General features: G+C 71.0%; 17 protein-coding genes and 1 pseudogene. 4 read left to right on the top strand and 14 right to left on the bottom strand.

Annotated elements, in window-relative coordinates; genetic code table 11:
* Positions 1-135: 135 nt before the first annotated feature.
* From RM704_RS12480 to RM704_RS12500, 5 genes are all read right to left on the bottom strand, one after another.
* Positions 136-2,136, bottom strand: coding sequence for a beta-galactosidase (locus RM704_RS12480; RefSeq protein ID WP_033526981.1), 2,001 nt, complete (start codon positions 2,134-2,136; stop codon positions 136-138).
* Positions 2,136-4,367 carry an exo-alpha-sialidase gene (locus tag RM704_RS12485; protein ID WP_033526980.1) on the bottom strand — a complete coding sequence of 744 codons (2,232 nt, stop codon included), beginning with the start codon at positions 4,365-4,367 and terminating at the stop codon, positions 2,136-2,138. The genes RM704_RS12480 and RM704_RS12485 overlap by 1 nt, the downstream gene beginning before the upstream one ends.
* Before the next feature lie 224 nt (positions 4,368-4,591).
* Complete coding sequence (locus tag RM704_RS12490) at positions 4,592-5,563, bottom strand: carbohydrate ABC transporter permease (RefSeq protein ID WP_033526979.1); 972 nt, start codon at positions 5,561-5,563, stop codon at positions 4,592-4,594.
* On the bottom strand, positions 5,560-6,609 hold the full coding sequence (locus tag RM704_RS12495) for an ABC transporter permease (RefSeq protein WP_033526978.1): 1,050 nt from the start codon (positions 6,607-6,609) through the stop codon (positions 5,560-5,562). Before RM704_RS12495 ends, RM704_RS12490 begins: the two co-directional genes overlap by 4 nt.
* A gap of 26 nt (positions 6,610-6,635) precedes the next feature.
* Positions 6,636-8,321 carry a twin-arginine translocation signal domain-containing protein gene (locus RM704_RS12500; RefSeq protein WP_033526977.1) on the bottom strand — a complete coding sequence of 562 codons (1,686 nt, stop codon included), beginning with the start codon at positions 8,319-8,321 and terminating at the stop codon, positions 6,636-6,638.
* Between the two features lie 385 nt (positions 8,322-8,706).
* Between RM704_RS12500 and RM704_RS12505 the strand changes: the two genes are divergently transcribed.
* Positions 8,707-11,559: a glycoside hydrolase family 3 C-terminal domain-containing protein gene (locus RM704_RS12505; RefSeq protein ID WP_033526976.1), complete on the top strand. Its 2,853-nt coding sequence runs from the start codon at positions 8,707-8,709 to the stop codon at positions 11,557-11,559.
* Positions 11,560-11,727: 168 nt separating this feature from the next.
* Here the strand turns inward: RM704_RS12505 and RM704_RS12510 are convergent, their stop codons facing one another.
* Both RM704_RS12510 and RM704_RS12515 read right to left on the bottom strand, forming a co-directional pair.
* Entirely contained in the window at positions 11,728-13,224 is a 1,497-nt protein-coding gene (locus tag RM704_RS12510; protein ID WP_033526975.1) for an aldehyde dehydrogenase family protein, read from the bottom strand.
* A 235-nt stretch (positions 13,225-13,459) separates the two neighbouring features.
* Positions 13,460-13,906, bottom strand: coding sequence for an anthrone oxygenase family protein (locus RM704_RS12515; RefSeq protein ID WP_033526974.1), 447 nt, complete (start codon positions 13,904-13,906; stop codon positions 13,460-13,462).
* A gap of 90 nt (positions 13,907-13,996) precedes the next feature.
* Here RM704_RS12515 and RM704_RS12520 point away from each other — a divergent pair, with 90 nt between their 5' ends.
* Entirely contained in the window at positions 13,997-14,575 is a 579-nt protein-coding gene (locus tag RM704_RS12520) for a TetR/AcrR family transcriptional regulator (RefSeq protein WP_033526973.1), read from the top strand.
* 193 nt (positions 14,576-14,768) lie between these two features.
* Here the strand turns inward: RM704_RS12520 and RM704_RS12525 are convergent, their stop codons facing one another.
* On the bottom strand, positions 14,769-16,664 hold the full coding sequence (locus RM704_RS12525) for a PucR family transcriptional regulator (protein WP_033526972.1): 1,896 nt from the start codon (positions 16,662-16,664) through the stop codon (positions 14,769-14,771).
* A gap of 173 nt (positions 16,665-16,837) precedes the next feature.
* On the bottom strand, positions 16,838-18,985 hold the full coding sequence (locus tag RM704_RS12530) for a hypothetical protein (protein ID WP_033526971.1): 2,148 nt from the start codon (positions 18,983-18,985) through the stop codon (positions 16,838-16,840).
* 272 nt (positions 18,986-19,257) lie between these two features.
* On the opposite strand from RM704_RS12530, the gene gabT reads away from it, so the two are divergent.
* Both gabT and RM704_RS12540 read left to right on the top strand, forming a co-directional pair.
* Positions 19,258-20,592, top strand: coding sequence for a 4-aminobutyrate--2-oxoglutarate transaminase (gene gabT, locus RM704_RS12535; protein WP_033526970.1), 1,335 nt, complete (start codon positions 19,258-19,260; stop codon positions 20,590-20,592).
* 233 nt (positions 20,593-20,825) lie between these two features.
* Positions 20,826-21,669, top strand: a pseudogene (locus RM704_RS12540) (phosphatase PAP2 family protein).
* A 111-nt stretch (positions 21,670-21,780) separates the two neighbouring features.
* Here the strand turns inward: RM704_RS12540 and RM704_RS12545 are convergent.
* The 5 genes from RM704_RS12545 to RM704_RS12565 all read right to left on the bottom strand — a co-directional run bounded on the left by RM704_RS12545 (position 21,781) and on the right by RM704_RS12565 (position 26,797).
* The gene (locus tag RM704_RS12545; RefSeq protein ID WP_033526968.1) at positions 21,781-22,233 is read right to left on the bottom strand and encodes a hypothetical protein; all 453 of its coding nucleotides are present in this window, start codon (positions 22,231-22,233) and stop codon (positions 21,781-21,783) included.
* Between the two features lie 198 nt (positions 22,234-22,431).
* Entirely contained in the window at positions 22,432-23,850 is a 1,419-nt protein-coding gene (locus tag RM704_RS12550; protein ID WP_033526967.1) for an NAD(P)/FAD-dependent oxidoreductase, read from the bottom strand.
* Positions 23,851-23,888: 38 nt separating this feature from the next.
* Positions 23,889-24,689, bottom strand: coding sequence for an ABC transporter permease (locus tag RM704_RS12555; RefSeq protein WP_033526966.1), 801 nt, complete (start codon positions 24,687-24,689; stop codon positions 23,889-23,891).
* Positions 24,690-25,625, bottom strand: a complete 936-nt coding sequence (locus RM704_RS12560; RefSeq protein WP_033526965.1) for an ABC transporter permease — start codon at positions 25,623-25,625, stop codon at positions 24,690-24,692.
* Entirely contained in the window at positions 25,625-26,797 is a 1,173-nt protein-coding gene (locus RM704_RS12565; protein ID WP_033526964.1) for an ABC transporter ATP-binding protein, read from the bottom strand. The genes RM704_RS12560 and RM704_RS12565 overlap by 1 nt, the downstream gene beginning before the upstream one ends.
* Between the last annotated feature and the right edge of the window lie 8 nt (positions 26,798-26,805).

Genomic DNA, 26,805 nt, shown 5'->3' on the forward strand with positions numbered 1-26,805 from the left:
CTTCCATGGGTGGGGGGAGGTGCGCTGTGGGGAGCTACCGCGGCCTCGCGATGAGGACGCGGTCTTCTCCGGCGACGAGGGCGTTCTCGACGAACGTGCTGCCGATCGACGCGAACGCTTCGGCGCCGGGGGAAGTCATGGTGACGGCTTCAGTACCGCCACGCCGTGCCGGCCGAGCGGCAGCGATCCGGTGACGGTGGCCCCCGTCAGCAGGTCGCGATGGGTGCCGGGCACATCGACGGTGACCTCGTCGCGGCCGTGGTTGAGCACGAACAGCACCTCACCGCGCCGTACCGCCTCGACCCCGTCGGGCACTCCGGCCATGACCGGCCGGACCCCCGCGTCGGCCGCGACCCGCCCCAACAGCGCGCGCAGTTCGGCCGGTTCGGGCAGCGTGGAGACGTACCAGGCGCGCCCCTTCCGCAACACCGCCGGAAGGCCGTCGAGCTCGCCGCCCTTGTAGGGGACGACCACCTCCGCGTCGGCTGTCTCGATCTCCTCGGACCACAGCGTCCCCCGGAAGACGCCCCGGGCGCCGTCGCACTCGACCTCCTCCCCCGCGTCCAGCGGCCACCACTCGTGCAGGGTGCGGATACCGAAGAGGTCACGGAGCCGGGCGTCCATGCCACCGGGGCGTACCCGGTCGTCCTCGTCGGCGACGCCGGTCAGGAAGCCGCTGACGAGGGTGCCGCCGCCCCGTACGTACGCGAGCAGGTTGTCCACGGCCGCGTCCGTGAGCAGGTAGAGCTGCGGTACGACGACGAGTCGGTAGGCGGAGAGATCGTGTTCGGGGTGGGCGAAGGCGGTGGTGAGGTTCTCCTCCCAGAGGGCACGGTGCCAGGAGCGTACGACCTGGGGGAGATCGATCTCGGACGACAGCCGGCCGTCCTGGGCACCGGCCCACCAGGAGTTCCAGTCGAACAGCACGGCGATGTCGGCGTCGATGTGCCGCCCTGCCACCTCATGGCCGACGGCGGCCAGTTCCCGGCCGAGTCGCCGCACCTCCTGGTAGGTACGACCCTGCTCACCCGCGTGGGTGACCATGCCGGAGTGGAACTTCTCGGCGCCCTGCCGGGACTGCCGCCACTGGAAGTAGCAGACGGCGTCCGCACCCCGGGCGACGGCCTGGAAGGACCACAGTCGGTTGAGTCCACGGGGCTTGGGGTGGTTGACGCCGCGCCAGTTGACGGGGCCCGCCGCCTGCTCCATCAGCATCCAGGGGCCGCCGCCCGCCTGCGAGCGGGTCATGTCCTGGACCAGGGCGCCGTGCTGCGCGCCGAGCGGGTCACGCGGGTCCGGGTAGAGGTCGACCGAGACGACGTCCTCCTCCTCGGCCCACCGCCACGCGTCCTGGCCCACCCACATCGGCATGAAGTTGGTGGTGACCGGCAGGTGCGGGGTGTGCCGGCGGACGATGTCGCGCTCCATGACGTAGCACTCCAGGAGCATGTCGCTCGTGAAGCGTTTGAAGTCGAGCACCTGGGTGGGGTTCCTCATGTAGTGGGCGCGGCGCGGCGGGAGGATCTCGTGCCAGCCGTCATAGCCCTGGCTCCAGAAGGCCGTGCCCCAGGCCTCGTTGAGCGCGTCGAGCGTCCCGTACCTCCGCTGGAGCCACCCCCGGAAGGTCCTCGCCGCCTCGTCGCCCCAGTCGTAGGTGCAGTACTCGTTGTTGATGTGCCACATGGTGAGGGCCGGATGGTCGCCGTAGCGGGCGGCGAGATCCTCGGTGATGGCGGCGGCGTGACGGCGGTAGGTGTCGCTGGAGTGCGAGAAGTGCTGCCGGGAGCCCCACCACTCGATCCGGCCGTCCTCGTCGCGCGGGAGGGTCTCGGGGTGCAGACGCCCCATCCACGGCGGCGGGGAGGAGGTGGGGGTGGCGAGGACGACGCCGATACCGCCTGCGTGCATCAGGTCCATCAACCGGTCCAGCCAGCCGAACTCCCTTGCCCCGGACCGGGGTTCGAGCTTCGCCCAGGAGAAGACGCCGAGGGTGACGGAGTTGACGCCCGCCTCCTTCATCAGCCGTACGTCCTCGTGCCACGTCGCCTCGGGCCACTGCTCCGGGTTGTAGTCGCCTCCGAAGAGGACGCGGCCGCGGGTGGCGTCGGCCAGGGACGGGCCGGTCGGCTCGCGCATCAGACCGGCTCCCCGTACTGGATGCCCCGCCCGTTCGTGGCCAGGTACACACGGCCGTACACGCGCGGATCGCCGACGACGACCTCGCCGGTCCAGCCCCACTGGTGGGCGTCGTCGTTGATACGGGTCCAGGTCTTCGCACCGTCGTCGGAGCGGTAGACGGCGGTGATGGTCTCCGTCGAGCCGACCTGGTAGATCGCCGGGTAGTCGGCGCCGTCGGCGGCCTTGCCGAAGCCGAGGGTGTGCGAGGCCCAGCAGCTGTCCACCTTCGAGAAGGTCACTCCCGCGTCGGTGGACCGGTACAGCCCGTTCGTCTTGACGCTCAGCCACAGGTCTCCGCTGCGTCCGGGGGCCGCGACCAGCTTGAACTGGCTGTCGCCCCGCGGCAGTCCGGCCGCTCGGGCCGTGAAGGAGACGCCGCTGTCCGTGCTGGCGTACAGCGTTCCCGTGTCGGTGTCGTAGGCGAAGAAGCGCGTCGGGTCGGCCGGGTCGGCGACCGGAGTGGCGCCCTTCGGGAAGGAGGAGATCTCGGTCCAGGTCGCCCCGTGGTCGGCGGAGCGGTGGGCCGCGTACTTCGTGCCGTCCCAGTGCACGAAGGACCACAGCAGCACACTGCCGTCGGCGTTGACGGCGATCGGTCCCGGGGCGTTCCTGGCGATGTCCGGCTGGGCCGCGAAGGGTGCCCAGGTCCGGCCCCCGTCCTGCGAGTGGGCGCCGTTGCCGTGGTCGCCCCAGCCGGTGCGGACCACGTACGAGGGCTTCGCCGAGGCCTGTGCGAGTCCCGTAGCCGATCCGAATACCGGGTTCGACGCCATGCCGCGCGACGGGGACGCCGTGAGCCGCTCGTGGTACATCGTGCCGATGTCCCGGGAGCCGCTGAGCAGGTGTGCCTCCCCGGCCGGGGGCGACACCAGCTGCACCACGGACGCCTCCTCCAGGCCCCGTGTCCGCGGAGCCCAGTTCTTCAGGTCCCGGGTGCCGTACAGCGTCGCGCCGGTGCCGTACACGAGGTGCTTCGAGTCGAACGGGTCGAGGGCGAGCGCCTGGATCCACCAGCCGAACTTCGGCTTGTCGGCGCCCCACTTGAGATAGGGGGTCTCGGACACGTCCAGGACGGCGGAGTCCTTGAGGGACGTCCAGGTGCGGCCGCCGTCCGTGGACCGGAACAGGGTGTCGATCTCGGCCCAGCGGTTGTTGGTGGACACGACCACCGTGCCCGGGCGGCGCGCGTCGACGGCGACGCCGCCGTAGCCGAAGGTGTCGGCGCCACCGTCGCTCGTGGTACCGCCCGGCTTCACCGGGGTCACCTCGGTCCACGTGCCGGTGGTGGTGCGGAGCTTGTGCACACTGCCGTTCGCCTGACCGTTGGGGCCGGGAGCGTCGGCGTACGTCACGTACAGCTCGCGGGTGTGGCGGTCGTACGCGGCACGGATCGGGACCTTCGCGGCGGTGCCGGTCGGGCGGCCCGGGACGGCTTCCCAGGTGGTGCCGTCGGTGGTGCGGTACAGGTTCGCCGTCGCGGAGGTGCCGTCCGCGTCTCCCCAGCCGGCGTACACGGTGCGGCCTGCGGCCACGAGCAGGATGACGCCCTGGCCGGAGCCGCTCGGGGTCGCCGGGAAGCCGGTCGCGGACGCCCAGGTGGCACCCCGGTCCGTCGACCTGAGCAGGCCGTCGTGCCTGGTGCCCAGCCACAGGGTGTCGCTGTCGCGCGGGTCGACGAGGAGCCGCTCGCCCGCGCCCCGGCCGTCCTCGTTGGCGCCGAGCTTCACGGGGAGGTCGGTGCGGGTCCAGGTGGCGCCGCGGTCGTCGGAGCGCAGGACGGCGCCGTTGCCGGCCCAGGACTGGGCGTAGGTGCCGAGGGCGAGGTAGACGCGGTCCGGGTGGGCGGGGTCGAGGGCGATGGCCTCCACGCCGAGGAGGTTCCAGTCGTCCCAGCCGAGGTGGTCGGTCAGCGGGGTCCAGCGGGCCTTGTGGTCGTCCCAGCGGTAGGCGCCGCCGATGTCGGTGCGGGCGTACGCGAGGCCGCGTCTCGCCGGGTGGAAGAGGACGCCGGTGATGAAGCCGGTGCCGCCGATCACGGCGTTGCGCCAGCGGTAGGTGGTACCGCCGGCCGAGCCGGTCCGGGCTCCGGCGGCGTGGGCCGGGGTGCCCAGGGCGGGGAGAGCTGTGAGGGCTGCGGCGGCCGTGCTCGCGGCGAGTACGGTGCGGCGACTTGGCTGGGGCGTGCGCATGACATACCTCGTTGTGTACGGAGGGGGGTGCGGGGTGGGCGCCTATGAGCGCGGGGGGTCTGTTCGTGGGCGACTGCGGTTGGGGCGTGGCTGGTCGCGCAGTTCCCCGCGCCCCTTGAAGGCATGGGTCGCGCCCGGGGCTCTTCAGGGGCGCGGGGCGCGAGCGACCACAGACCACCCGCAGTCGCCCACGAACAGAACCCCGCGGGCCCTTGGACACTCGGTCAACCCTTGACCGCGCCGGTCAGCATGCCCTTCTTGAAGTGCTTCTGGACGAAGGGGGAGAGCACGGCGACGGGGAGGAGGGCCATGACCATGACCGCCATCTGGATGGCCAGCGGCGAGAGTTGGCCGGTGTTGATCTGGGCGGAGAGGCCCACCGGGCGTTCCTGTTTCTGGACGAGCTGGATCATGACATTCTGCAGCGGCATCATGTCCTGGTCGGTGAGGTAGATGGAGGCGTTGAACCAGGCGCTCCAGTAGCCGACCGCGTAGAAGAGGGCGATGACCGCGAGGACCGCGCGGGAGAGCGGCATCACGATCTGCCACAGGATGCGCCAGTCGCCGGCCCCGTCGATGCGGGCGCTGTCGATGAGTTCCGGCGAGATGCCCATGAAGAACGCGCGCAGGACCAGGATGTTGAAGACGCTCACCGCGCTGGGGAGGATCAGAGCGAGGTAGGTGTCGGTGAGGCCGAGGCCCTGGACCAGGAGGTACGTGGGGATGAGGCCCGCGCCGAAGAACATCGTCGCGAGCAGGGTCATCAGGATCCAACGGTGGCCGAGTGAGCCGACGCGGGAGAGACCGTAGGCGCACAGGACCGACACGGTCATGCTGAACAGGGTGCCGACGAGGGTGACGCCGACACTGACCAGGGCGGCCCGCTGGACCTGGCCGCCGCTGAGGAGTTCCTGGTAGGCGATGAAGGTGATGCCTTTGGGGACGACGACCAGACCGCCCGCGTCGTCGATGGTCTTCTTCGTCTGAAGGCTGGTGACGATGACGATCCACAGGGGGAAGAGGATCGCGAAGCAGGCGAAACCCAGGGCGATGCCCTTGCCCGCGAGTCCCGCCTTCGCGGGTTCCTCCTCCCAGACCGGGCGGGGCGGCGCGGCCCAGCGGCTCGGCTTCGGCGTCGTCGGGCGCCGGTCGGCCTGCTCTGCCGTCGTGACCGTCTCGTCGACGAGTGCGCTCATTTCTTGTACACCCCCTGCTCACCCATGAGATGGGCGACCTTGTTGGCGGTCAGGACCAGCGCGAGGCCGACCACGCCCTTGATCAGTCCCGCAGCGGCGGCGTAGCTGAAGTCCTGGTTGCGGATGCCGTTCCACCACACATAGGTGTCGAGGACGTCGGAGGCGTCGACGCCCACCGCCTGCCGTTGCAGCAGCAGTTGTTCGAATCCGACAGTGAGGGCGTCGCCGACCCGCAGCACCAGCAGCAGGGCGATCACCGGGCGCAGGGCGGGCAGGGTGATGTGCCACATGCGCCGCCAGCGGCCGGCGCCGTCCATCGCGGCGGCCTCGTACAGGTCGTGGGAGACGGAGGAGAGCGCGGCGAGGAAGACGATGATGCCCCAGCCGGCGTCCTTCCAGATCATCTCGACCGTGACCAGGTACTTGAAGATCTCCGGGTTGGTCATCAGGTCGAATCCGTCGTAGCCGTGCCGGCGGAGCGTCTGCGCGATGACGCCTGCCCCGCCGAAGATCTGCATGAACACGGTGACGACGAGGACCCAGGAGAAGAAGTGCGGCAGGTACATGATCGCCTGGGCGACCGCCCGGATCCGGGGCCTGACGATGCTGTTGATGAGCAGCGCCAGCAGGATCGGGATGGGGAAGAACAGCACGAGCTGGAGGAAGAACAGCACGAAGGTGTTCTGCACCGCGTGCCAGAAGGCCGAGTCCGCGAAGATCCGTTCGAACTGCTCGACGCCGACCCAGGGGCTCTGGAAGATGGCGATGAAGCCGTTCTCGCTGAGGTACGGGTCGTAGTCCTGGAAGGCGACCACATTGCCGAGAATCGGTATGTAGTTGAAGACCAGGATCAGCAGGACGGCCGGCAGCGTCATCAGGATCAGCGTGCGGTCGCGCCGGAATCTGAGGCGAAGGCCCAGCTTGCCCGCGCGTCCGTCTCCCCCGGACGGAGGCCGGGCGCTGGATCCGGCGTCGTCGGACGCCACCGGGGTCGTCTCGGGGGTCTTGGCCCCGGCCCTCGACCGGGGCACCGTGCTGTGGGACACGGCCTTCTCCTCGCCTCGGCCCCGGGTCAGTTCGCCGAACCGGTGTCGTCGAGCAGCTTCATGTACCAGTCGCGCAGACCGTCGCCGCCCTTGCTCTTCCAGTCGGAGACCGCCTGCTGGACGTCGCTGATCTTCTTGCGCCCGCGTACCACGTCGTCCTCCAACTGCTCGAAGTTGTCGGCGAGGTTGGCCCAGCGGTTGGGCTCGGTGACGGTCAGCCCGAAGAACGAGGTCTTCTTGGTGAAGGCGCCCATGCGCTGCATCCACTCGACCATGCCCTTGGTGACCTCGGGGAAGTCGGGGTAGGCGGTGTACGGCGCCGGGTTGCCGGTGTAGTCGTAGGCGCCGTTGACCTCGTTGACACCCTGGGTGCTCTTGACCGGCAGGCCCTTCTTCATGTCGTAGTCCGTGCCCTCGACGCCGTAGGCGGTGAGCATGAACTCCTTGGTGCCGTAGGGCGCGGCACAGTAGTTGCAGAGGGCGAGGAAGTCCTTGATCTGCTGCTCGGTCGCCTTCTTGCTGACGAAGGTGAAGATGTTGGCGGGCTGCACCGCCCACAGGGCGGGGTCGCCGCCGTCGGGGCCGAAGATGTCGAACGCGGCCATGTCGAAGTCGGAGTTCTGGGTGGCCTGTTCGGAGACCGAGCCCCACCAGGCGGAGATGTTGCCGTTGAAGACGAGGGACTGGCCGGCGGTGAACCGGTTCCTGGCGTCGCCGCCCGCCTTGCCGGAGACCGCGTCCGGGTGGACCACGTCGGCCGCGTAGAGCTTGCGCGTCCACTCCAGCGCTTCGAGGTACTCCTCGGTCTCGACGCGGTTGACCAGTTTGCCGTCGACCATGTTCCACCACAGCGCCTTGTCGCTGCCGGGGAAGACGCCGAAGACGTTGAACGCCGTCCACTTCATGTCGTCACAGGCCCACACCTTCGCCTTGGCGTCGGTGGCCTCCTTCGCCCAGGAGAGGAACTCGTCCGGGCTCGTCGGGACGCTGTAGCCCTTCTTCTCGAAGACGTCCTTGCGGTACATCGGCGCGATGTCCGTGACGTACGGGGCGGGCATCGGGACCGCGCGCAACTGGCCCCCGAAGATGCCGCGCTGCCAGGCCTCGGAGGGGACGGCCGCGAGGTTCGGGTAGTCCTTGACCTTGTCGCCGGAGAGGTAGGGGCCGAGATCGGCGAACTTGGCGTTGATGGCGCTCGGTATCTTGCCCATCAGGTTCCAGCCGGGGACGACCACGACGTCCGGGATGTCGCTGGAGGCGAGGACCGCGCCGAGTTTCTGGTCGTAGGTGACGCCGTCCTGGTTCTGCCAGGTCACGTCGACGCCGACGGCCTCGTTCATCGCCGTGTAGTACGGGTTGTCGCCCTTGGGCGGGGTGCCCCAGAACGGGGACATGACCTTGAGCTTGCCGCCGCTGCCGAGCTTCTTCGGGACCGAGGTCTTCAGGTCGGCGGTCGCGATCGCCTTGGTGAAGCCGGCGGGCGCGCCGTTCTTCGCCGGGATGTCGGGCGCCACCACGTTCGACGCGACGAACGCGGGAAGGATCTTCTTCGCGTCCTTGCCCGACGTCGTGCCCTCCTTGCGGCCCTCCTGCGAGCCGCCGCAGGCGGACAGCAGCGGCACACCCCCCGCCACTGCGGCGGCGGCGACCGCCGTGGAGGCGAGGAAGCTTCTCCGGCTGGGCGCGGCGGAGGTGGCGGAGTTCGGCGTCATTGCGTCAACCCTTCATGGCGCACACCAGGACACCCGGCGGTGGCCGTCGGCTGCGGTGTCTGAGTGGAACTGGCTGTGCTGAAGCGGTGAACCGTCGAGCAGCGGAGGGAGGTGAGCACGCGAAGCGTTTCCCTCCGCAGTCGAAGCGCTTCGATGTTGCTGCGAGGTTAAGTGAACGACCGGGGGTGCACAAGGGTCGATTCCCAGATTCCTCGGCGGTGTGGGCGACTGGAACGACCCCCTCCGACCTTCGATATCTCGGCCTGTATGACGGTGAGGAAACGGATCTGTTGCGCCTTGGTCTCTTGACACCCACCCCACGGTCGAATGAGCATCGAAGCGCTTCGAAAGCGCCTCGTCGCTCCACCGCAAAGGGATCCCCAACGTGACCGCACAGACGACGCCCCCGCCGCCTTTCCGCGATCCGCAGCTGCCGCTCGCGAAGCGCATCGACGATCTGCTCCAGCGGCTCACCCTGGACGAGAGGATCGCGTTCCTGCACCAGTTCGCCCCCGCCGTCGACCGTCTGGGGGTGGCCGCGTTCCGCACCGGACAGGAGGCCCTGCACGGCGTGGCCTGGATGGGCCCCGCGACGGTGTTCCCGCAGGCCGTGGGCCTCGGCGCGACCTGGAACGAGGACCTCGTCCGCCGCGTCGGCGAGGCCGTCTCGACCGAGACCCGCGCGATGCGTGCCCGCGACGACCGCGTCGGCCTCAACGTCTGGTCCCCCACCGTCAACCTGCTGCGCCACCCGCTCTGGGGCCGGAACGAGGAGGGCTACTCCGAGGACCCGAAGCTGACCTCGGCGATCGCCACCGCCTACACCCGCGGCCTGCGCGGCGACCACCCCACGTTCTGGCGCACGGCCCCCGTGCTCAAGCACTGGCTGGCGCACAACAACGAGACCGACCGCTCCACCACCTCCTCCTCGGTCCGCCCGCGCGTCCTGCACGAGTACGACCTGCGCGCCTTCCGCGAGACCGTCGAGGCGGGCGCGGTCGCCGGCGTCATGCCCGCGTACAACCTGGTCAACGGCCGCCCCAACCACGTCTCGCCCCATCTGGCCGAGCACCTGCGCCGCTGGACCGCCGAGCATCTGCTGGTCTGCTCGGACGCGGGCGCGCCGTCGAACCTCGTCGACTCCGAGCACTACTACGCCACCCACGAGGAGGCCACCGCCGCCTCGCTGCGCGCCGGGGTCGACAGCTTCACCGACCACGGCACGGAGAGTTCCACGATGATCGGGCGCATCCGGGGCGCCCTGGACAAGGGCCTGCTGACCGAGGACGACATCGACCGAGCGGTCCGCCGCCAGCTCTCGGTCCGCTTCCGCCTCGGTGAGTTCGACGCCGACGACGACCCGTACGCCGGCCTCACGGACTTCGACACCCCGGCCCACCGGGCCCTCGCCCGGGAGGCCGCCGAGCAGGCGGTCGTCCTGCTGAAGAACGAGGGCGACCTGCTGCCGCTCGCGGCCGACACCCGGATCGCCGTCGTCGGGCTGCTCGCCGACGAGTGCAAACTCGACTGGTACAGCGGCACCCTGCTGCACCGCTCCACGCCGCTCGAAGGGCTGTACGACCGCTTCGGCGCCGAGCGCGTGACGTTCGCGGAGGGCGTGGACCGCGTACGCCTGCGGGCGCTGTCCACCGGCGCGTTCGTCTCCGTGCCCCAGGCCGCCGAGGTTGCCGACGAGGTGCGCGGCGCGGAGGGCGCCCTCGACCCGGCGCTCCTGGCCGGCCGCACCGACCTTCCGCCGCTCACCACGGACACGGAGGGCACCGAACTGGCCCTCGTCGACTGGGGCGAGGGCGTCCTCACCTTCCGCGCCCCCGACGGCCGCTATCTCTCGGTCGCCGACGACGGATACCTGCGCGCCTCGGCGGATCAGCCGGGCGGCTGGGTCGTCCAGGAGACGTTCCGCCTGGAGCCCTCCGGATCCCACGCGAACGGTCACCTCCTCAAGCACACAGGGACAGGCCGGTACGTCACTGTCGGCGCCGACGGCGTGAAGGTTGCCGACGAGAATCCGGAAACCTTCGAACTCATGGTCGTCCAGCCCGGTGAGGAGGCCGTGGCCAGGGTCGCCGCCGAGGCCGACGTGGTCCTCGTCGTCGCGGGCAACGACCCGCACATCAACGGCCGCGAGACCGAGGACCGCACCGGCCTCGCGCTCCCCGCCCACCAGGAGCGCCTGCTGCGCGCGGCCCGCGCCGCCAACCCGAACACCGCGCTGGTCCTGGTCTCGGCCTACCCGTACGCGGTGGACCCCGCCGACCTGCCCGCCGTCCTGTGGACCGCGCACGGCGGCCAGGCCGCCGGCACCGCCCTGGCCCGCGTCCTCGCCGGCGACGTCTCCCCCGCCGGCCGCCTCCCGCAGACCTGGTACGCCTCCGACGCCGACCTGCCCGACCTCCTCGACTACGACGTGATCGGCGGCCGTCAGACGTATCTCTACTTCGAGGGCACCCCGCTCTTCCCGTTCGGCCACGGCCTGTCGTACGCGGAGTTCGCGTACGGAAACCTGGTCGCCCATGTGGGCGTCGACGCGCTGACGGTCTCCTTCACCGTCACCAACACGGGCGCGGTGACCGCCGACGAGGTGGCCCAGCTGTACGCCCGCGCCGCGGACCCGTCGGTCCCCCGCCCCCGCCGCGAGCTGCTCGGCCATCGCCGGGTGACCCTCGCCCCCGGCGCCTCGACGGAACTGACCTTCCGGCTCCCGCTGTCCGTCCTGGAGTTCTGGGACGTGGCCCACGGCACCTGGCATCTGGAGACCGGCGCGTACGAACTCCTGGCCGGCGCGTCGAGCGAGGACATCCGTCTCCGTACGTCCGTCACCGTCGAGGGCGCACCCGTGGCTCCGCGCCCGGTCGTCACGCACGGCCTGGACGCGGCGGACTTCGACGAACAGCGCGGCACGGAGATCGTCGACCGCACCAAGGTGTCGGGCGACGCGGTGACACCGGCGGACGGCGGCTCCGGTCAACTGCTCTTCCAGAACTGCGACTTCGGCGCGGGGGCCACCGGGATCGAGGCGGAGGTGTCCGGGGAGGGCACCGTCGAGTTCTCCCTGATCGGCGGTCCGGTCCTCGCGACACTGACGCTGGAGGGCCCCACCGGCGACCCGTACGCGTACACCACGCTGCGCACGGGCGTGGCGGTCGCCGGCGTGCACGACGTCCACCTGAAGCTGCGCGGCCCACTGCGGCTGGCGCACGTCGGCTTCTCCGGTTGAGGGTCCGGAAGCAGGCCGACACACACAGAAGGGGCCCGGCACCGGAAGGCATCGGTGCCGGGCCCCTTCATCCCGGGATCTGACCCCAGGCTACCTGAAAACGATTGTCAGAAGCTAGGGGGTCGGGGACCCCTCTTCATCCTTCGCGCCCCACCTGGCCGTGGCAGGTCAGAGGGCGATACCGGTGAGCACCAGCACCCGCTCGTACGTGTAGTCGTCCATCGCGAACTTCACGCCCTCACGCCCCACTCCGGACTGCTTCACGCCGCCGTAGGGCATCTGGTCGGCGCGGTAGGACGGCACGTCACCGATGACCACGCCGCCGACCTCCAGTGCGCGGTGGGCGCGGAAGGCGGTCTGCAGGTCATGGGTGAAGACGCCCGCCTGGAGGCCGTACTTGGAGTCGTTGACGGCGGCGAAGGCCTCGGCCTCCCCGTCCACCTTGCGTACGGTGAGGACGGGCCCGAAGACCTCCTCGCAGGAGACGGTCACGTCGGCGGGTACGTCGGCCAGGACCGTCGGCGCGTACGTGGCGCCGTCGCGCTTGCCGCCGGTGAGGAGGGTGGCCCCGGCGTCGACCGCCTCCTGGACCCAGGTCTCGACGCGCTTGGCCGCGGTCTCGTCGACCAGCGGTCCGACGTCGGTGGCGCCGTCGGACGGGTCGCCCGTCACCTGGGCCTCGACCGCGGCGACGATGCGCGGCAGCAGCCGCTCGTACACGGACGCGTCCGCGATCACCCGCTGCACGGAGATGCAGGACTGGCCGCCCTGGTAGTTCGAGAAGGTCGCGATACGGGTCGCGGCCCAGTCGAGGTCCTCGTCGCTCGCGTAGTCGGCCAGCACGACCGCCGCGCCGTTTCCGCCGAGCTCCAGGGTGCAGTGCTTGCGCGGAACCGAGTCCATGATCGCGTAGCCGACCTTCTCGGAACCGGTGAAGGAGATCACGGGCAGCCGCTCGTCCTGGACGAGGGCGGGCATGCGGTCGTTGGCGACGGGGAGGATGCTCCAGGAGCCGACCGGAAGGACGGTCCCCGCTCCCGCGCCGGCCGTACCGGCCGCGCCCGCCGCGTGGGCCTCGGCCTCGGCGAGCAGTTCTCCGATGATCAGCCCGGAGAGGGGGGTGGCCGGGGCGGGCTTCAGGATGATCGGCACACCGGCCGCGATCGCCGGGGCGATCTTGTGGGCGCAGAGGTTGAGCGGGAAGTTGAACGGCGCGATACCGAGGACGGCGCCCTTGGGGAAGCGGCGCGTGAGGGCCAGTCGCCCCTGACCGCCGAGGTCGGTGTCGAGCCGCTGCGCCTCGCCGCCGTTGAACCGGCGGGCCTCCTCGGCCGCGAACCGGAACACGGACACGGCCCGGCCGACCTCGCCGCGCGCCCACTTGATCGGCTTGCCGTTCTCGGCGGAGATCAGTTGCGCGATCTCCTCGGTCCGCTCGGCCAGACGCCTGCTGACCCGGTCCAGCACACCGGCCCGTACATGCGCCGGGGTCGCCGCGAACTCGTCCCGCACGGCGTGCGCGGCGGCCACGGCCTCTTCGACCTGCTCGTCCGTCGGCACACTCACCCTGCCGACCAACCGGCCGTCCCAGGGCGACGTCACATCGAACGTGGTCTCACCGCTGGCCTGACGGCCGGCGAGCCAGAAGGCGTGAGTGGCGGTCATAGTCGTTCCCGGCCCTTCGGTAAGTGACACTTCGACTTCCGCTCCACCGTAGGGCCGGTGGGGCGAGGGGTCGCTTGTCCGGCACGTATGAGTACGACAGGGGCTTGCGCCAGATTGGACGGGTGAGGGTGAGCGGACCACCTCACCCCCGTCCCGCCGCCTCGCGTGAGAAGCGCGCCCGGGGAGCCGTGCCCGGCGGTGACGAATGAGCGCTTCGCGCGCCACCGGCGCGGGCTCAGGCGAGAGCGGCGACCAGCAGGGTGAAGGCGGCGACGATGACGGCGACGCGGACGTAGTGGAAGCGGTCCCAGCGGTTCGCCTGCTCCTTCCAGTCCTCGGGTCGGTTCTCGGGCGTCCATGTCCTGCCCCGGTTGTTGATCGGGACGAGCAGCAGGAGCGACATGATCACGCTGATGACCAGCAGCACCCCGGCGATGACCACGAGGCCGGTGCCGCGGTGCTGCCATCCGGCGACGGCCCAGACCGCGACGAGCACGAGGGAGGTGAGGTACCAGACCGGCATCACGGAGCCGAGCATCCGGCCCCCGCGGGCGCGGCCGAGCACGACGCTCTCCTCGGGCAGTCCGTTGAGGATCGGGTTGATGACGAAGGCGACGGAGAACTCCACCCCCACCATCAGGCCGATGACCACGGTGGTGAACACCTCAAGTGCGTCGAGCATGATGACCCTCCAGGGATCTAGCGCCGCTAGCTGATGGGTCAACGCTAGACCTACTGCCGCTCGATTGTCTAGCGGTGCTAGGATCGCGTCATGTCGGTACAGGAACGCAAGGAGCGCGAACGGGCGGTCCGCGAGCGCCTCATCGTGGCCACGGCCCGTGAACTCGCCGAGCAGCAGGGCTGGGAGGCGGTCACCACCCGTCGGCTCGCCGAGCGCATCGAATACAGCCAGCCCGTCCTCTACAGCCATTTCCGCGGCAAGCGCGAGATCATCGGAGCCGTCGCCCTGGAGGGTGCCGCCGAGATGGCCACGGCGCTGCGGGCCGCGACCTCCGCCGCGGACGGCCCCCGCACCCGGGTCACCGCTCTGGCCCGCGTCTACCTCGACTTCGCCGAACGCCACCCGGCGGTCTACGACGCCATGTTCCGGCTCGACGGCGGCCTGGCGTTCGCGCACGAGGACACCCCCGAGCCGCTGAAGGACGCCTTCGCCGCCCTGCTGGAGAACCTCGACGAGGTCGCCGGGGAGGGCGTCCACCCGGGACTGTTCACCGAGGTGTTCTGGGCGGCCCTGCACGGACTGGCGACCCTGACCCGGGCACGACGCCTCCCGCCCGAGGACACCGAACGAAGAGTGGAACTGCTGGTGGACCGGCTCGCCGTCGTCTGACCCACTTGCCCAGCGGGCACCTGGCCGGGGCCCCCGAACCCCGCTACCCGCTTCCGGCGTCGCTCCCGGTCCCTACGGCGGCGCCCATGCCGACCCGCTGCCTCCCGGGGGCGGACCTCCACAGGGCCCGCTCGCCAGGGACGACGTCCACGAGCCCGTCACCCGCGGGGCGGCGGGGCGAGGGGGACGCGACCTACTCCCCTGCCGCGGCCGTGGCCTTCAGCGCCAGCCACAGCTCCATCCGCACGTCCGGATCGTCCAGCGACCGGCCGAGGATCTCCTCCACCCTGCGCATCCGGTAGCGCAGCGTGTGCCGGTGCACCCCCAGGTCCGCGGCGGCCGCGTCCCACTGTCCGTGGCGCGACAACCAGGCCCGCAGCGAAGCGACCAGATCCCCCCGCCCCGTCGCGTCGTGCTCACGCAGCGGACGGAGCAGGCTGTCGGCGAAGGCCCGCACGGCGTCGTCCCCGAGCAGCGGCAGCACGGACCCCGCCGCCAGCTCCTCGTGCTCGACAAGACAACGCCCCCGGCGCCGGGCCACGGACAGCGCCTGCTCGGCCTGCTTGTACGCCGCGGCGGCCGCGATCGGCCCGGCGGGCGCGGACAACCCGACGACGAGTTCCTCGTCCTCGACGCAACCACCGACGCCGCCGGGGGCGGACACGCCGGCGGACGACGCACCGGCGGCGACCGGATCCGGCCCCGCCGCCCGAGCCGTCTCCAACGCCACCGCGAACTCCCCGCACGCGGCGACCGCCGCGCCCCCGTCCACGGCGAGCACGACGAGCCGCTCCCCGTCGGGCACCACGAGCACCGGCTCGCCGGCGCGCGCCGCAGCGCCCTCCACCACCTCGACGAGCTGTCCGAGCAGTTCCCCTCCCGAGTCGCCACCGACCACCCCGCCCGCGGCGGCCCGTACGACGTCGACGGCCACCCCCGCAGCCACGGCCCCTGGCCCGGCGGCCCCCTGCACACCCCCGCGCCCGGACCGACGAGTCCCTTCCCCGGCTCCACGCCCCCCTCCGGAGGCACGCGCGCCCGCCGCCCCGGACGGGCTCACCGGCACGGCCTCGGCCCCGGTCGGCTCCTCCACGGCACCCGCCGCACTGACCGCGCCGACTGCCCCCTCCATCCGCGCCCGCGCGGCCGAAGCCGACGCCGCCTCCGCGAGGATCAGCCGGAACGGGGCGTCCAGAAGGCCGCCGTAGAGATCCCCGGCCACGGCGCGCGCGTGGTCGCACTCCCCCGCCAGCAGCATCCGCAGCACCGCCGCGCCGATCCGCTGCTCGGCGGCGTACAACGGGCGCGATCGTTCCGTCGTGAGGGTGAGGAGGGCGATCGCGGAGTGGACGGCGTAGCGCTCGGCCGTACCGAGGGCCGCCGCCGTGCCGACGGCGAGGGCGGCGCGGGCCCGGCGGCCGGTGCCGAGGGAGTGCAGTTCGACGCGGTCCTCGCCGCCGACGACCGCGCTGGCCGGAGTGGGCCGGTCCCGCAGCCGTTCGACGTCGGCGACGAGTCGTCCGGCCCGCCGCTCCGCCCACTCGGGCGCCACCGCGACGACCGCGCCGGAGGCGTCGTACAGGGCCGCCCACCCGTCGACCTGCCCGGCGAGCGCGCCCAGCAGCCCTTCGGGTCCGGCGGTCAACGCCTGCCTGGTGAGTTCCCGCTGTGCGGCGAACCCCGCCGTCACCGCCCGGTACTGCTCGGCGGCGATCGCGGCCGACACCGCCTTGCTGATGGCGAGGAAGGGCGTACGCCGGGGCACTTCCAGGAGGGGCAGCCCCTCCCCCTCGGCCGCGTCGACGAGCGCCTCGGGGATGTCCTCGTAGTGCACCCCGACGGCGAACCCGAGCCCGACGACCCCGGCCCCCACCAGCCTCCGCACATAGCGCCGCATCGCCTCCGGATCCTCCGCGTCCAGCTTCAACGCGGTGATCAGCAGCAGCTCCCCGCCCTCCATGTACGGCACGGGGTCGGCGAGCTCACTGGCGTGCGCCCAGCGCACCGGCACGTCCAGGCGGTCCTCACCCGCCCGCACGGTCAGCTTGAGCGCCGAGTGGTGGACGAGCGAGGCGAGCGTCGGAGGCATGAGACCTTCAGGTCGACATCGGAAGGGGAGACAGAGAGCGTGTCAGGGAAGGCAACGCCTTTTTGGCCGTCGCGTATGAACGGCCTGTGACGATTCTGCCTCACCGTACGATCACAAGTCCCACGCACCGCACACCGAATGGCTCAAATCGAACGGCACCCCGGCCCGCCCGCTCAGCCCCGCAGGTCCACCAGCAACGGCGGCGCGTGTTCACCCCGCACGTTCGTCAGCGACAGCACCGCGTGCCCCGGCGGCACTCCGTGCGCCAGTTCGGAGGCGGACCACCGCTCCCGCTCCACCTGCCGTACGGTCACGGCCCGAGCGGTGGGCGCGTGGCCGGTCATGACCCGGCGCAGCGCGTGCCAGGCCTTGCCCGCCGGGGAGTCGGCGATGATCTGCCGGTCGGTGACGTCCCGGGCCTCGGTCCACTCCTTGCCCCACACCTCGGCGAAGTCCTGACCGTCCCACGGGGTGAGCCCGGACAGCGCCATCCGGCAGCCGATGGCGCCGAGGAGCGGGCCGCGCAACGGCCGAGGCACGTCGTCGAGGGTACGCAGCGTGAGGACCGTCCCCGCGTTGGTGGACCGCAGCCGCTGGATGCCGCGTACGGCATCCGGCGTGATGACGCCCGTGGCGTCGTCCAGCACCAGGCAGGCGAACAGCGACCGGTCCTCCCGTACCGCGACGCTCGCGGCGAACTGCGCGAGCACCAGCCGCGCCAGGATGCGCGAGGCGTCGGCGTGACCGCGTTCGGGGAGGTCGATCCGGACCCGTACGGGGTGGTCGAGGGCCCGCAGGGAGAAGGGCCGGGACTGTCCGGAGGTGTCGAAGAACCCGGCGAAGGCGGGCCGGTCGAGAAGGGCGAGCCGGTCCGCCAGGACACCCGCGAGGTCCCCGGGGTGCCCGAGCTGACGTTCCCGCGCGTCCAGCTCCCGCAGCAGCGACTCCTGCCCGGCGTCCTGGAGGGCCTCGCGCAGCTCGCCCAGCAGACCGGGGGCGCCGTCCAGCAGCTGGCGCAACTGCGGCACCGACGGGAACCGCCCGTGCACCGCCCGGAACGGGCCGAGGAGCTGCGCGAGGACCGTGGTGGAGCGCCTGCTGTCACCGCCGGGGTGCGGGTCGGCGAGATCGCCGACGAGCGCCTCGGCGAGGACGGCCGCCGCCTCGTCGGGATCGGTGGTCCCGCCGTAGAGGTCGAGGTCGTACACGGACTCCGGGTTGCCGATCCGCACGACGACGTCGTACGCGTCGGCCGGACCGAGCCCCGCACCCGCCGCCCCCACGACCACCACGGCGGCCCGCCCGGCGAGCGCGTGCAGACACAGCGACTCGGCGACGGGCCACACGACGCTGCCGGTCTTCCCCGACCCGGCGGGCCCGACGGCCAGCAGGGACGTGCCGAGCAACTCGGGGCCCAGGGCCAGACCGGTGCCCCGGTAGGCGTACGGGTTGCGCGGGTCGTCGACGGTGCCGCCCAGGCGGACCTGCCCGGTGACCAGGTCGTGCTTGGCGAGCCGGGTGGGCAGATCCCGCTCTCCGGAGGGGTGCAGGCAGGCAGCCGCCCCGTCCTTCAGCACGGCTCCGGTGAACGTCGCCAGACTGTGCCGGCCACTGCGCACGCCCTGCCACGCCCGCATGATCCGCGCATGGTCCACGTCCCGCATCAGCCCGGCCCCCGCCTCGGCCACCAGCCGCTCGGCAGCCTCTCCGGCACCGGCCTCGCGCAGCTGGTTCCACTGGGCGGGGTCGTCCTCGGGCGGCGGTACGACCTGCCGCTCCCGCGGCTGCCGGAAGCGCGGGGCCCCGTACCGGCGCCAGACCTCGCCCCAGCGGCCGAGCCGCCCCACACCGATCATGATCGCCAGGGCGACGACCGTGTACCAGACGTAGCTGAGGACCACGGCGGAGTAGGAGTGGGCCGGTGCCCAGGAGTCCGGGATCATCGCGTAGAGCGGGACCAGCCACCAGCCGCCGAGGTAGCCGTTCCAGAGCAGGGACCAGATCAGCCAGCCGACGAGGAAGGCGATCAGGGCGCCGCCCAGCAACTGCCGGGCGGGGACGGTCTCCGGCTCCTCCTCCGGCCGCGGCCGGTGCCCGAACCGCCACACTCCGGGCGCCGCGTCGGGCCGGGGCGTCCGCAGCCAGGACAGGAAGGCGTTGCCGTCCGGCCTGGGCGGTACGCCCGGCACACCCGGCGCGCCCGGAGCCCCCGCGGGCATCGGCGGCACGGGAGGTGCCGCGGGCATCTCCGGCGACCCCGCCGGACGCGGCACAGAATTCGCATGCGTGCCCCGCGCGTCCCGCGTCCCGTCGCTGTTCATCCCGCTTGCCCCCTGACCAGCCGTTCCGTCCACCATCAGCGAGCCAATCTAACGCTCCCGCAAGGGGAGTTCACCGTTTACGCGGCCGGGTGGACCCGTGTGCTCACCGTATTACGCGGCCGGGCGCACATCCGTGCCCACCGTTCCTCCATGTCCACCCCGGACAAGACGAACACCCGACAACGCCCACATGGAGCATGCCCACCCACCGGCCGTCGCCCTAGCCTGCGAGAAAAGAAGGCAAGCCGTCCGCACCACTCCAGGAGCCCCACATGAGCGCACTTCCCCAGGAGCGCCGCGTAGTCACCGCCATCCCCGGACCGAAGTCCCAGGAACTGCAGGCTCGTCGTGTCGCCGCCGTCGCGGCGGGCGTGGGGTCGGTGCTGCCCGTGTTCACCGCGCGCGCGGGCGGCGGCATCGTCGAGGACGTCGACGGCAACCGGCTGATCGACTTCGGCTCGGGCATCGCCGTCACGAGCGTCGGCGCGAGCGCGGAGGCCGTGGTCCGCCGGGCGACCGCCCAGCTCCAGGACTTCACGCACACCTGTTTCATGGTCACCCCGTACGAGGGCTACGTCGCGGTCGCCGAGGCCCTCGCCGAGCTCACCCCGGGTGACCACGCCAAGAAGTCCGCGCTGTTCAACAGCGGCGCCGAGGCCGTCGAGAACGCCGTCAAGATCGCCCGCTCGTACACCAAGCGCCAGGCGGTGGTCGTGTTCGACCACGGCTACCACGGCCGCACCAACCTCACGATGGCGCTGACCGCGAAGAACATGCCGTACAAGCACGGCTTCGGCCCGTTCGCGCCCGAGGTGTACCGCGTGCCCGTGGCGTACGGCTACCGCTGGCCGACCGGCCCGGAGAACGCGGGCCCGGAGGCCGCCGCGCAGGCGATCGACCAGATCGCCAAGCAGGTCGGCGCCGAGAACGTGGCCGCCATCGTCATCGAGCCGGTGCTCGGCGAGGGCGGCTTCATCGAGCCGGCCAAGGGCTTCCTGCCGGCGATCAGCAAGTTCGCCTCCGACAACGGCATCGTCTTCGTCGCCGACGAGATCCAGTCCGGTTTCTGCCGCACCGGCCAGTGGTTCGCGTGCGAGGACGAGGGCATCGTCCCGGACCTGATCACCACCGCCAAGGGGATCGCCGGCGGTCTCCCGCTCGCCGCCGTCACCGGCCGCGCGGAGATCATGGACGCGGCGCACGCGGGCGGCCTGGGCGGCACGTACGGCGGCAACCCCGTCGCCTGCGCCGGCGCCCTCGGCTCGATCGAGACGATGAAGGAGCTCGACCTCAACTCCCGCGCGAAGAGCATCGAGGCGACGATGAAGGCGCGTCTCACCGCCATGGCCGAGAAGTTCGACGTCATCGGCGACATCCGCGGTCGCGGTGCCATGATCGCCATCGAGCTGGTCAAGGACCGTACGACGAAGGAGCCGAACCCGGAGGCGACCGCCGCGCTGGCCAAGGCCTGCCACCAGGAGGGGCTGCTGGTCCTGACCTGTGGCACCTACGGCAACGTGCTGCGCTTCCTGCCGCCGCTCGTCATCGGCGACGACCTCCTCGACGAGGGCCTCGACATCATCGAGCAGGCGTTCACCCGTATCTAGACACCCGTCCGGAGCCGCCGGACGCGTGTGCGAGGGCCCCGTTCCGCAGGGCGCTCGCATACGGAATCCCCCATCCGTCCCCGACGTCCCACGCTTCCCGGAACCGGAATCCGACGCCGGATTCCGGTCCCTGTCGACAAGCGTCAGAGGGCGTGAAGAAGGTGTGCAAGGTGCATGTCGGGTCCCGATTCCGCCTGTCGTCGCCGCCCTCCCTGTCGTAGGTTTTGACGCAGATGAGAGATACACCCCGCCCACAGGGGACTGTGGGCGACACCGGGTCGGGGCCTCCCCAGCTTCGCCCTGGTCGTGCCCTCGCGCACACACTCGGAGCTTCCGGCTCCGGATCTCCTCACCGATCGGATGGCCGCTCGTCCCAAACCCCCCGGGGCGGGCGGCACACCGATCCGGACGGCCGTCCTCGAACCACCCCCCCCTGTTCGAGGACGGCCGACCACCCCCTTCGGCCGCAGCGCCGCTCTCCTCCTTCTCGGCGGCGCCCCGGTCCTTCTCTTCGCGCTGATCACCTGGCAGGTCCTCACGCGCGGCCCGCTGGCCCGCCTGGACGAACGCCTCAGCGATGCCCTCGTCCACCGGGGCGCCCCCACCCAGTTCCTCGCCGACCTCGGCAACATCGCGGTCGCCGTCCCGATTCTCGCCCTGGTGCTCCTCTTCGTCGCACGGCGAACGCGTGCCACCGGTCGGGACCACTGGTGGCGGCCGTCCGCGGCCGCGGCCCTCCTCATGGCCGCGGTACCTCTCTGGGTCGTCCCGCTGAAGGAGCTCATCGCCCGGACCGGCCCACCGGTCATGGGCCCGGGTACGGGTTTCTACCCCTCCGGCCACACCGCGACCGCCTCCATCGCCTACGGCACCGCCGTCCTGCTCCTGCTGCCCTGGCTGCGCGGCACCCTCGCGCGCCGCGCGGTCGTCGTCCTGGCGGTCGTCCTGAACATCGGGGTCGGCTTCGGCCTGGTGCGCCAGGGCTATCACTGGCCGCTCGACGTGGTGGCGAGCTGGTGCGTGTGCGCGCTGCTGCTCTCCTCGCTGTGGTTCCGGGTGCGGCCCCGTCCGGGATGACGTGCGCGGTCAGGTCCGTTCGACGTCCGCGTCGGCCGCACGGGCGGCCGACGAGAGCGCGGTGCGGCCGGGGGACGGCCGCTCGTCACGACACGGGGCGGTCGGCCCCGGTCACCGGTCCTCGTCCCTCGCCAGGTTCGCCGCCGCCTCGTGCATCGCCAGTTCGAGGAGGGCCGGGTCGGTGAGGGTGCCGTTGCCGTCCGGCGGGATCAGCCACCGGACGCCGCCGGTCTGCCGGCCCGGGTACGGCACCACGATCCAGGTGCCGCCGCCCGCGCTGCGCACCCCCGTGCCCAGCCATCGCGACGCCGTGCCGGGCGGTACGAAGAACCCCATGCGGTCGTCGCCGAAGTCGACGAGCACGGGCCCGGGTTGATCGATGATGCGGGTGAGGACGTCGAGCGTGGGATAGCCGAGTTCCCCCGGCAGGATCAGCACGTCCCAGGCCCTGCCGGCCGGAAGCAGGGCGACCCCCAGGGGGTTGCGCTCCCACTCCCAGCGGCAGGCCTCGGGATCCGGTGACACGGATGCCAGCCACTCGACCGCCGTCTTGGCCCCAGTCATGACAGGGACCTTCCTCTCTGTAGAGCTCCTGCGGACACGGTTTCGCGTCAGGAGCACAGACAGAGGTTCCGGCCGGGCATTACGCGGGTTCCGACCACTTCTTGGTGGTGAATGGCGTAACACCGTCGGAGAGGCGTACGCCTGTTGATCACGAGTGCGCCCGCACGCCCCGCCGACCACGGTTCGGGGTGGGCGTCCTCAGCTGTCGAAGCCCAGCCCCAGCCGGTCCATGGCCTTCAGCCACAGGTTGCGGCGGCCCGCGCGGGAGTCGGCCCGGGCCAGGGACCACTTGGTGAGGGCGATGCCCGTCCAGGCGAACGGCTCCGGCGGGAAGGGCAGCGGCTTCTTGCGCACCATCTCCAGTTCGGTGCGCTCCGTGCGCTCCCCCGCGAGGAGGTCCAGCATGACGTCCGCGCCGAAGCGGGTGGCGCCCACCCCCAGCCCCGTATAGCCGGCCGCGTAGGCGACTCTGCCCTGATGGGCGGTGCCGAAGAACGCGGAGAAGCGGGAGCAGGTGTCGATGGCGCCGCCCCAGGCGTGAGTGAACCGGACGCCCTCCAGCTGCGGGAAGCAGGTGAAGAAGTGGCCGGCGAGCTTGGCGTACGTCTCCGGCCGGTCGTCGTACTCGGAGCGCACCCGGCCGCCGTACGGGTAGACCGCGTCGTAGCCGCCCCAGAGGATCCGGTTGTCGGCGCTGAGCCGGAAGTAGTGGAACTGGTTGGCCGAGTCCCCGAGCCCCTGTCGGTTCTTCCAGCCGATCGACGCCAGCTGGTCGGCGGTGAGCGGCTCGGTCATCAGGGCGTAGTCGTAGACGGGGACGGTGTACGCGCGGACGCGCCTGACCAGGCTGGGGAAGATGTTGGTGCCGAGCGCCACCTGCCGGGTACGGACCTGGCCGTAGGGGGTCCGGACGGCCATGCCGGTGCCGTACGCCTTCAGGTTCAGCGCGGGCGTGTGCTCGTAGACCCGGACGCCGAGGTTCAGACAGGCCCGCTTGAGGCCCCAGGCGAGTTTGGCGGGGTGCAGCATGGCCACGCCCCGGCGGTCGTGCAGGCCGGCCTCGAAGGTGGGTGAGGCGACCTGCTCGCGGACCGCGTCGGCGTCCAGGAACTCGATGCCTTCGGCGAGGCCCTTGCGGGCGATCTCGTCGTACCAGTCGCGCAGTTCCCAGGCCTGGTACGTCTCGGTGGCGACGTCGATCTCGCCGGTGCGTTCGAAGTCGCAGTCCAGGCCGTGACGGGCGACCGCCGCCTCGATCTCGTCGAGGTTGCGGGCGCCCAGTTCCTCCAGCTTGTGGATCTCGTCGGGCCACCGGGCGAGGCCGTTGGCCAGGCCGTGGGTGAGCGAGGCGGCGCAGAAGCCGCCGTTGCGGCCGGAGGCGGCCCAGCCCACCTCACGGCCTTCCAGCAGGACGACATCCCGGCCCGGGTCGCGCTCCTTGGCGTTCAGCGCGGTCCACAGTCCGCTGTAACCACCGCCGACGACCAGCAGGTCGCAGGTCTCGGCGCCGGTGAGCGCGGGCTCGGGGTGGGGCTTGCCGGGGTCTTCGAGCCAGTACGGGACCGGCTGTGCGTCGGAGAGGGACTTTGTCCAACGGTTCATGGCGCTTGGGGCCATGATTTCAACTCCCTACTGATTCATCGAACGAGCGGCGTTCATGCCTTCTGCCGCTTTCTGCGATTTCCGATGACCATTCCGGCCACCACGAACAGTACGGCGACCAGGAACATGGCCGTACCGATGACATTGATCTGGACGGGTGTGCCGCGTTGTGCCGAACCCCAGACGAACATGGGGAAGGTGACGGTCGAGCCCGCGTTGAAATTGGTGATGATGAAATCGTCGAAGGAGAGCGCGAAGGCGAGCAGCGCGCCCGCCGCGATACCGGGTGCGGCGATCGGCAGGGTGACCCGGACGAAGGTCTGGACGGGCCCGGCGTAGAGATCGCGCGCGGCCTCCTCCAGTTTCGGGTCCATCGACATCACCCGTGCCTTGACGGCGACCACGACGAAGCTGAGGCAGAACATGATGTGCGCGATGAGGATCGTCCAGAATCCCAACTGCGCACCCAGGTTGAGGAACAGGGTGAGCAGCGAGGCGGCCATCACGACCTCGGGCATCGCCATCGGGAGGAAGATCAGCGAGTTGACGGCGCCCCGCGCGCGGAAGCGGTAGCGCACCAGGGCGAAGGCGATCATCGTGCCGAGGGCGGTGGCGCCGAGGGTCGCCCAGGCGGCCAGCTGGAGGCTGAGCGAGAGCGAGCCGCACAGGTCGGCGACGCCGCACGGGTCGGTCCAGGCGGCGGTGGAGAATTCCTGCCACTCGTAGTTGAAGCGGCCCTTCGGCTGGTTGAAGGAGAAGACCGTGACGACGATGTTCGGCAGGAGGAGATATCCGAGCGTCAGCAGTCCCGCGATGACGACGAGTCGGCGCTTGAGCCATGCGACGAAGGCCATTTAAACCAGGTCCTCCGTCCCGGACTTGCGAATGTAGACCGTGACCATGAGGAGGATCGCGGCCATCAGAATGAAGGAGAGCGCCGCCGCCGTCGGATAGTCGAGGATCCGCAGGAACTGGCTCTGGATGACGTTGCCGATCATCTGGGTGTTGGTGGAGCCGAGGAGTTCGGCGTTCACGTAGTCGCCGCTGGCCGGGATGAAGGTCAGCAGGGTTCCGGAGACGACGCCCGGCATGGAGAGCGGGAAGGTGACCTTGCGGAACGTGGTGAACGGTCTGGCGTACAGGTCGCCGGCCGCCTCGTGCAGCCGTCCGTCGATGCGTTCGAGGGAGGTGTAGAGCGGCAGGATCATGAACGGCAGGAAGTTGTACGTGAGGCCGCAGACCACGGCGAGCGGAGTGGCCAGCACCCGGTCCCCGGCGGTGAGGCCGAGCCAGCTGGTGACGTCCAGGACGTGCAGCGAGTTGAGGGCGCCGACGACCGGGCCGCCGTCCGACAGGATCGTCTTCCAGGCGAGGGTGCGGATCAGGAAGCTGGTGAAGAAGGGGGCGATCACCAGGATCAGGATCAGATTGCGCCAGCGGCCGGCCCGGAAGGCGATCAGATACGCCAGCGGGTAGCCGAGGAGCAGACACAGGATCGTCGCGGAGCCCGCGTAGAGCACCGAGCGCAGGAACTGCGGGTAGTACTCGCTCAGCGCGTCCCAGTAGGTCGCGACGTGCCAGGTGACCCGGTAGCCCTCCTCCAGGGAGCCCGTCTGCACGGAGGTGGAGGCCTGGTAGACCATCGGCATCGCGAAGAAGACCAGCAGCCAGATCAGACCGGGCGCGAGCAGCAGGTACGGCGTCCAGCGCCCCCTCTTGCGAGGGGGCTTCCCGGTGGCCGGGGCGGGTGCGAGGGGTGGGGGCGCCTCGGCTTCGGCGAGGGTCGACATCAGGCGGCCGCCCCTTCGTCCACGCCCGCGTCGATGTCCTGGGCGGCATCCAGTCCGAACGTGTGCGCGGGGCTCCAGTGCAGGACGACATCGGCGCCGGCGACGAGCCGGGTGTCCCGGTCGATGTTCTGGACGTAGACCTCGAACTCGGGGCAGACCGAGCTGTCGATCACGTACTGCGTGGAGACGCCGATGAAGCTGGTGGCGGTGATCCTGCCGGTGACGCGGTTGCGGCCGACCGGGATCTCCCCGGCGTCGTCGGCGTGGCTGAGGGTGATCTTCTCGGGGCGTACGCCGACGAGGACCTTGCCGCCGGTCCGGGTGGGCGCGGCACATCGCGCCTCGGGCAGGACCAGCTTGCCGTCACCCGCCGTCACGATTATCTCGTCGCCGCTCTTGGAGTCGACCTCGGCCTCGATGAGGTTGGAGGTGCCGAGGAAGTTGGCGACGAAGGTGGTGCGCGGGTTCTCGTACAGGTCGGTGGGAGAGCCGAGTTGCTCGACCCGGCCGCCGTTCATCACGGCGACCGTGTCGGCCATGGTCATGGCCTCCTCCTGGTCGTGCGTGACATGGATGAACGTGATGCCGACCTCGGTCTGGATGCGCTTCAGCTCCAGCTGCATCTGGCGGCGCAGCTTGAGGTCGAGGGCGCCGAGGGGCTCGTCGAGGAGGAGCACCTTGGGGTGGTTGATGAGGGCACGGGCGACGGCGACGCGCTGCTGCTGGCCGCCCGAGAGCTGGTGCGGTTTCTTGCGGGCCTGCTCGCCGAGCTGGACCAGTTCCAGCATCTCCTCGACCTGCTTCTTCACGCTCTTGATGCCACGTCGGCGCAGACCGAAGGCGACGTTCTCGAAGATGTCGAGGTGCGGGAAGAGGGCGTACGACTGGAAGACCGTGTTCACCGGCCGCTTGTACGGGGGCAGGTGCGTCACGTCCTGGTCGCCGAGCCGGACACTTCCGCAGGAAGGTTCCTCCAGGCCGGCGATCATGCGCAGCGTGGTGGTCTTGCCACAGCCGGAGGCACCGAGCAGGGCGAAGAAGGAACCTTCCGGCACGGTCAGGTCCAGCGGGTGCACGGCGGTGAAGGAACCGTAGGTCTTGCCGATGCCGGAGAGACGGACGTCACCGCTGCCGCCGTCCGCGGCGTTCTTGCTGCTCTTCTTGCTGGTCATCGTCCTCG

The organism is Streptomyces gottesmaniae (assembly GCF_031845845.1).
Taxonomy (GTDB): Bacteria; Actinomycetota; Actinomycetes; order Streptomycetales; family Streptomycetaceae; genus Streptomyces; species Streptomyces akebiae.

What these genes read in the sequence shown, in the direction of transcription:
- RM704_RS12480 (WP_033526981.1), bottom strand. Translation starts at nt 2,136, where the DNA reads ATGCGCGAGCCGACCGGCCCGTCCCTGGCCGACGCCACCCGCGGCCGC.
- RM704_RS12485 (WP_033526980.1), bottom strand. Translation starts at nt 4,367, where the DNA reads ATGCGCACGCCCCAGCCAAGTCGCCGCACCGTACTCGCCGCGAGCACG.
- RM704_RS12490 (WP_033526979.1), bottom strand. Translation starts at nt 5,563, where the DNA reads ATGAGCGCACTCGTCGACGAGACGGTCACGACGGCAGAGCAGGCCGAC.
- RM704_RS12500 (WP_033526977.1), bottom strand. Translation starts at nt 8,321, where the DNA reads ATGACGCCGAACTCCGCCACCTCCGCCGCGCCCAGCCGGAGAAGCTTC.
- RM704_RS12510 (WP_033526975.1), bottom strand. Translation starts at nt 13,224, where the DNA reads ATGACCGCCACTCACGCCTTCTGGCTCGCCGGCCGTCAGGCCAGCGGT.
- RM704_RS12515 (WP_033526974.1), bottom strand. Translation starts at nt 13,906, where the DNA reads ATGCTCGACGCACTTGAGGTGTTCACCACCGTGGTCATCGGCCTGATG.
- RM704_RS12520 (WP_033526973.1), top strand. Translation starts at nt 13,997, where the DNA reads ATGTCGGTACAGGAACGCAAGGAGCGCGAACGGGCGGTCCGCGAGCGC.
- RM704_RS12525 (WP_033526972.1), bottom strand. Translation starts at nt 16,664, where the DNA reads ATGCCTCCGACGCTCGCCTCGCTCGTCCACCACTCGGCGCTCAAGCTG.
- RM704_RS12530 (WP_033526971.1), bottom strand. Translation starts at nt 18,985, where the DNA reads ATGAACAGCGACGGGACGCGGGACGCGCGGGGCACGCATGCGAATTCT.
- gabT (WP_033526970.1), top strand. Translation starts at nt 19,258, where the DNA reads ATGAGCGCACTTCCCCAGGAGCGCCGCGTAGTCACCGCCATCCCCGGA.
- RM704_RS12545 (WP_033526968.1), bottom strand. Translation starts at nt 22,233, where the DNA reads ATGACTGGGGCCAAGACGGCGGTCGAGTGGCTGGCATCCGTGTCACCG.
- RM704_RS12550 (WP_033526967.1), bottom strand. Translation starts at nt 23,850, where the DNA reads ATGGCCCCAAGCGCCATGAACCGTTGGACAAAGTCCCTCTCCGACGCA.
- RM704_RS12555 (WP_033526966.1), bottom strand. Translation starts at nt 24,689, where the DNA reads ATGGCCTTCGTCGCATGGCTCAAGCGCCGACTCGTCGTCATCGCGGGA.
- RM704_RS12560 (WP_033526965.1), bottom strand. Translation starts at nt 25,625, where the DNA reads ATGTCGACCCTCGCCGAAGCCGAGGCGCCCCCACCCCTCGCACCCGCC.
- RM704_RS12565 (WP_033526964.1), bottom strand. Translation starts at nt 26,797, where the DNA reads ATGACCAGCAAGAAGAGCAGCAAGAACGCCGCGGACGGCGGCAGCGGT.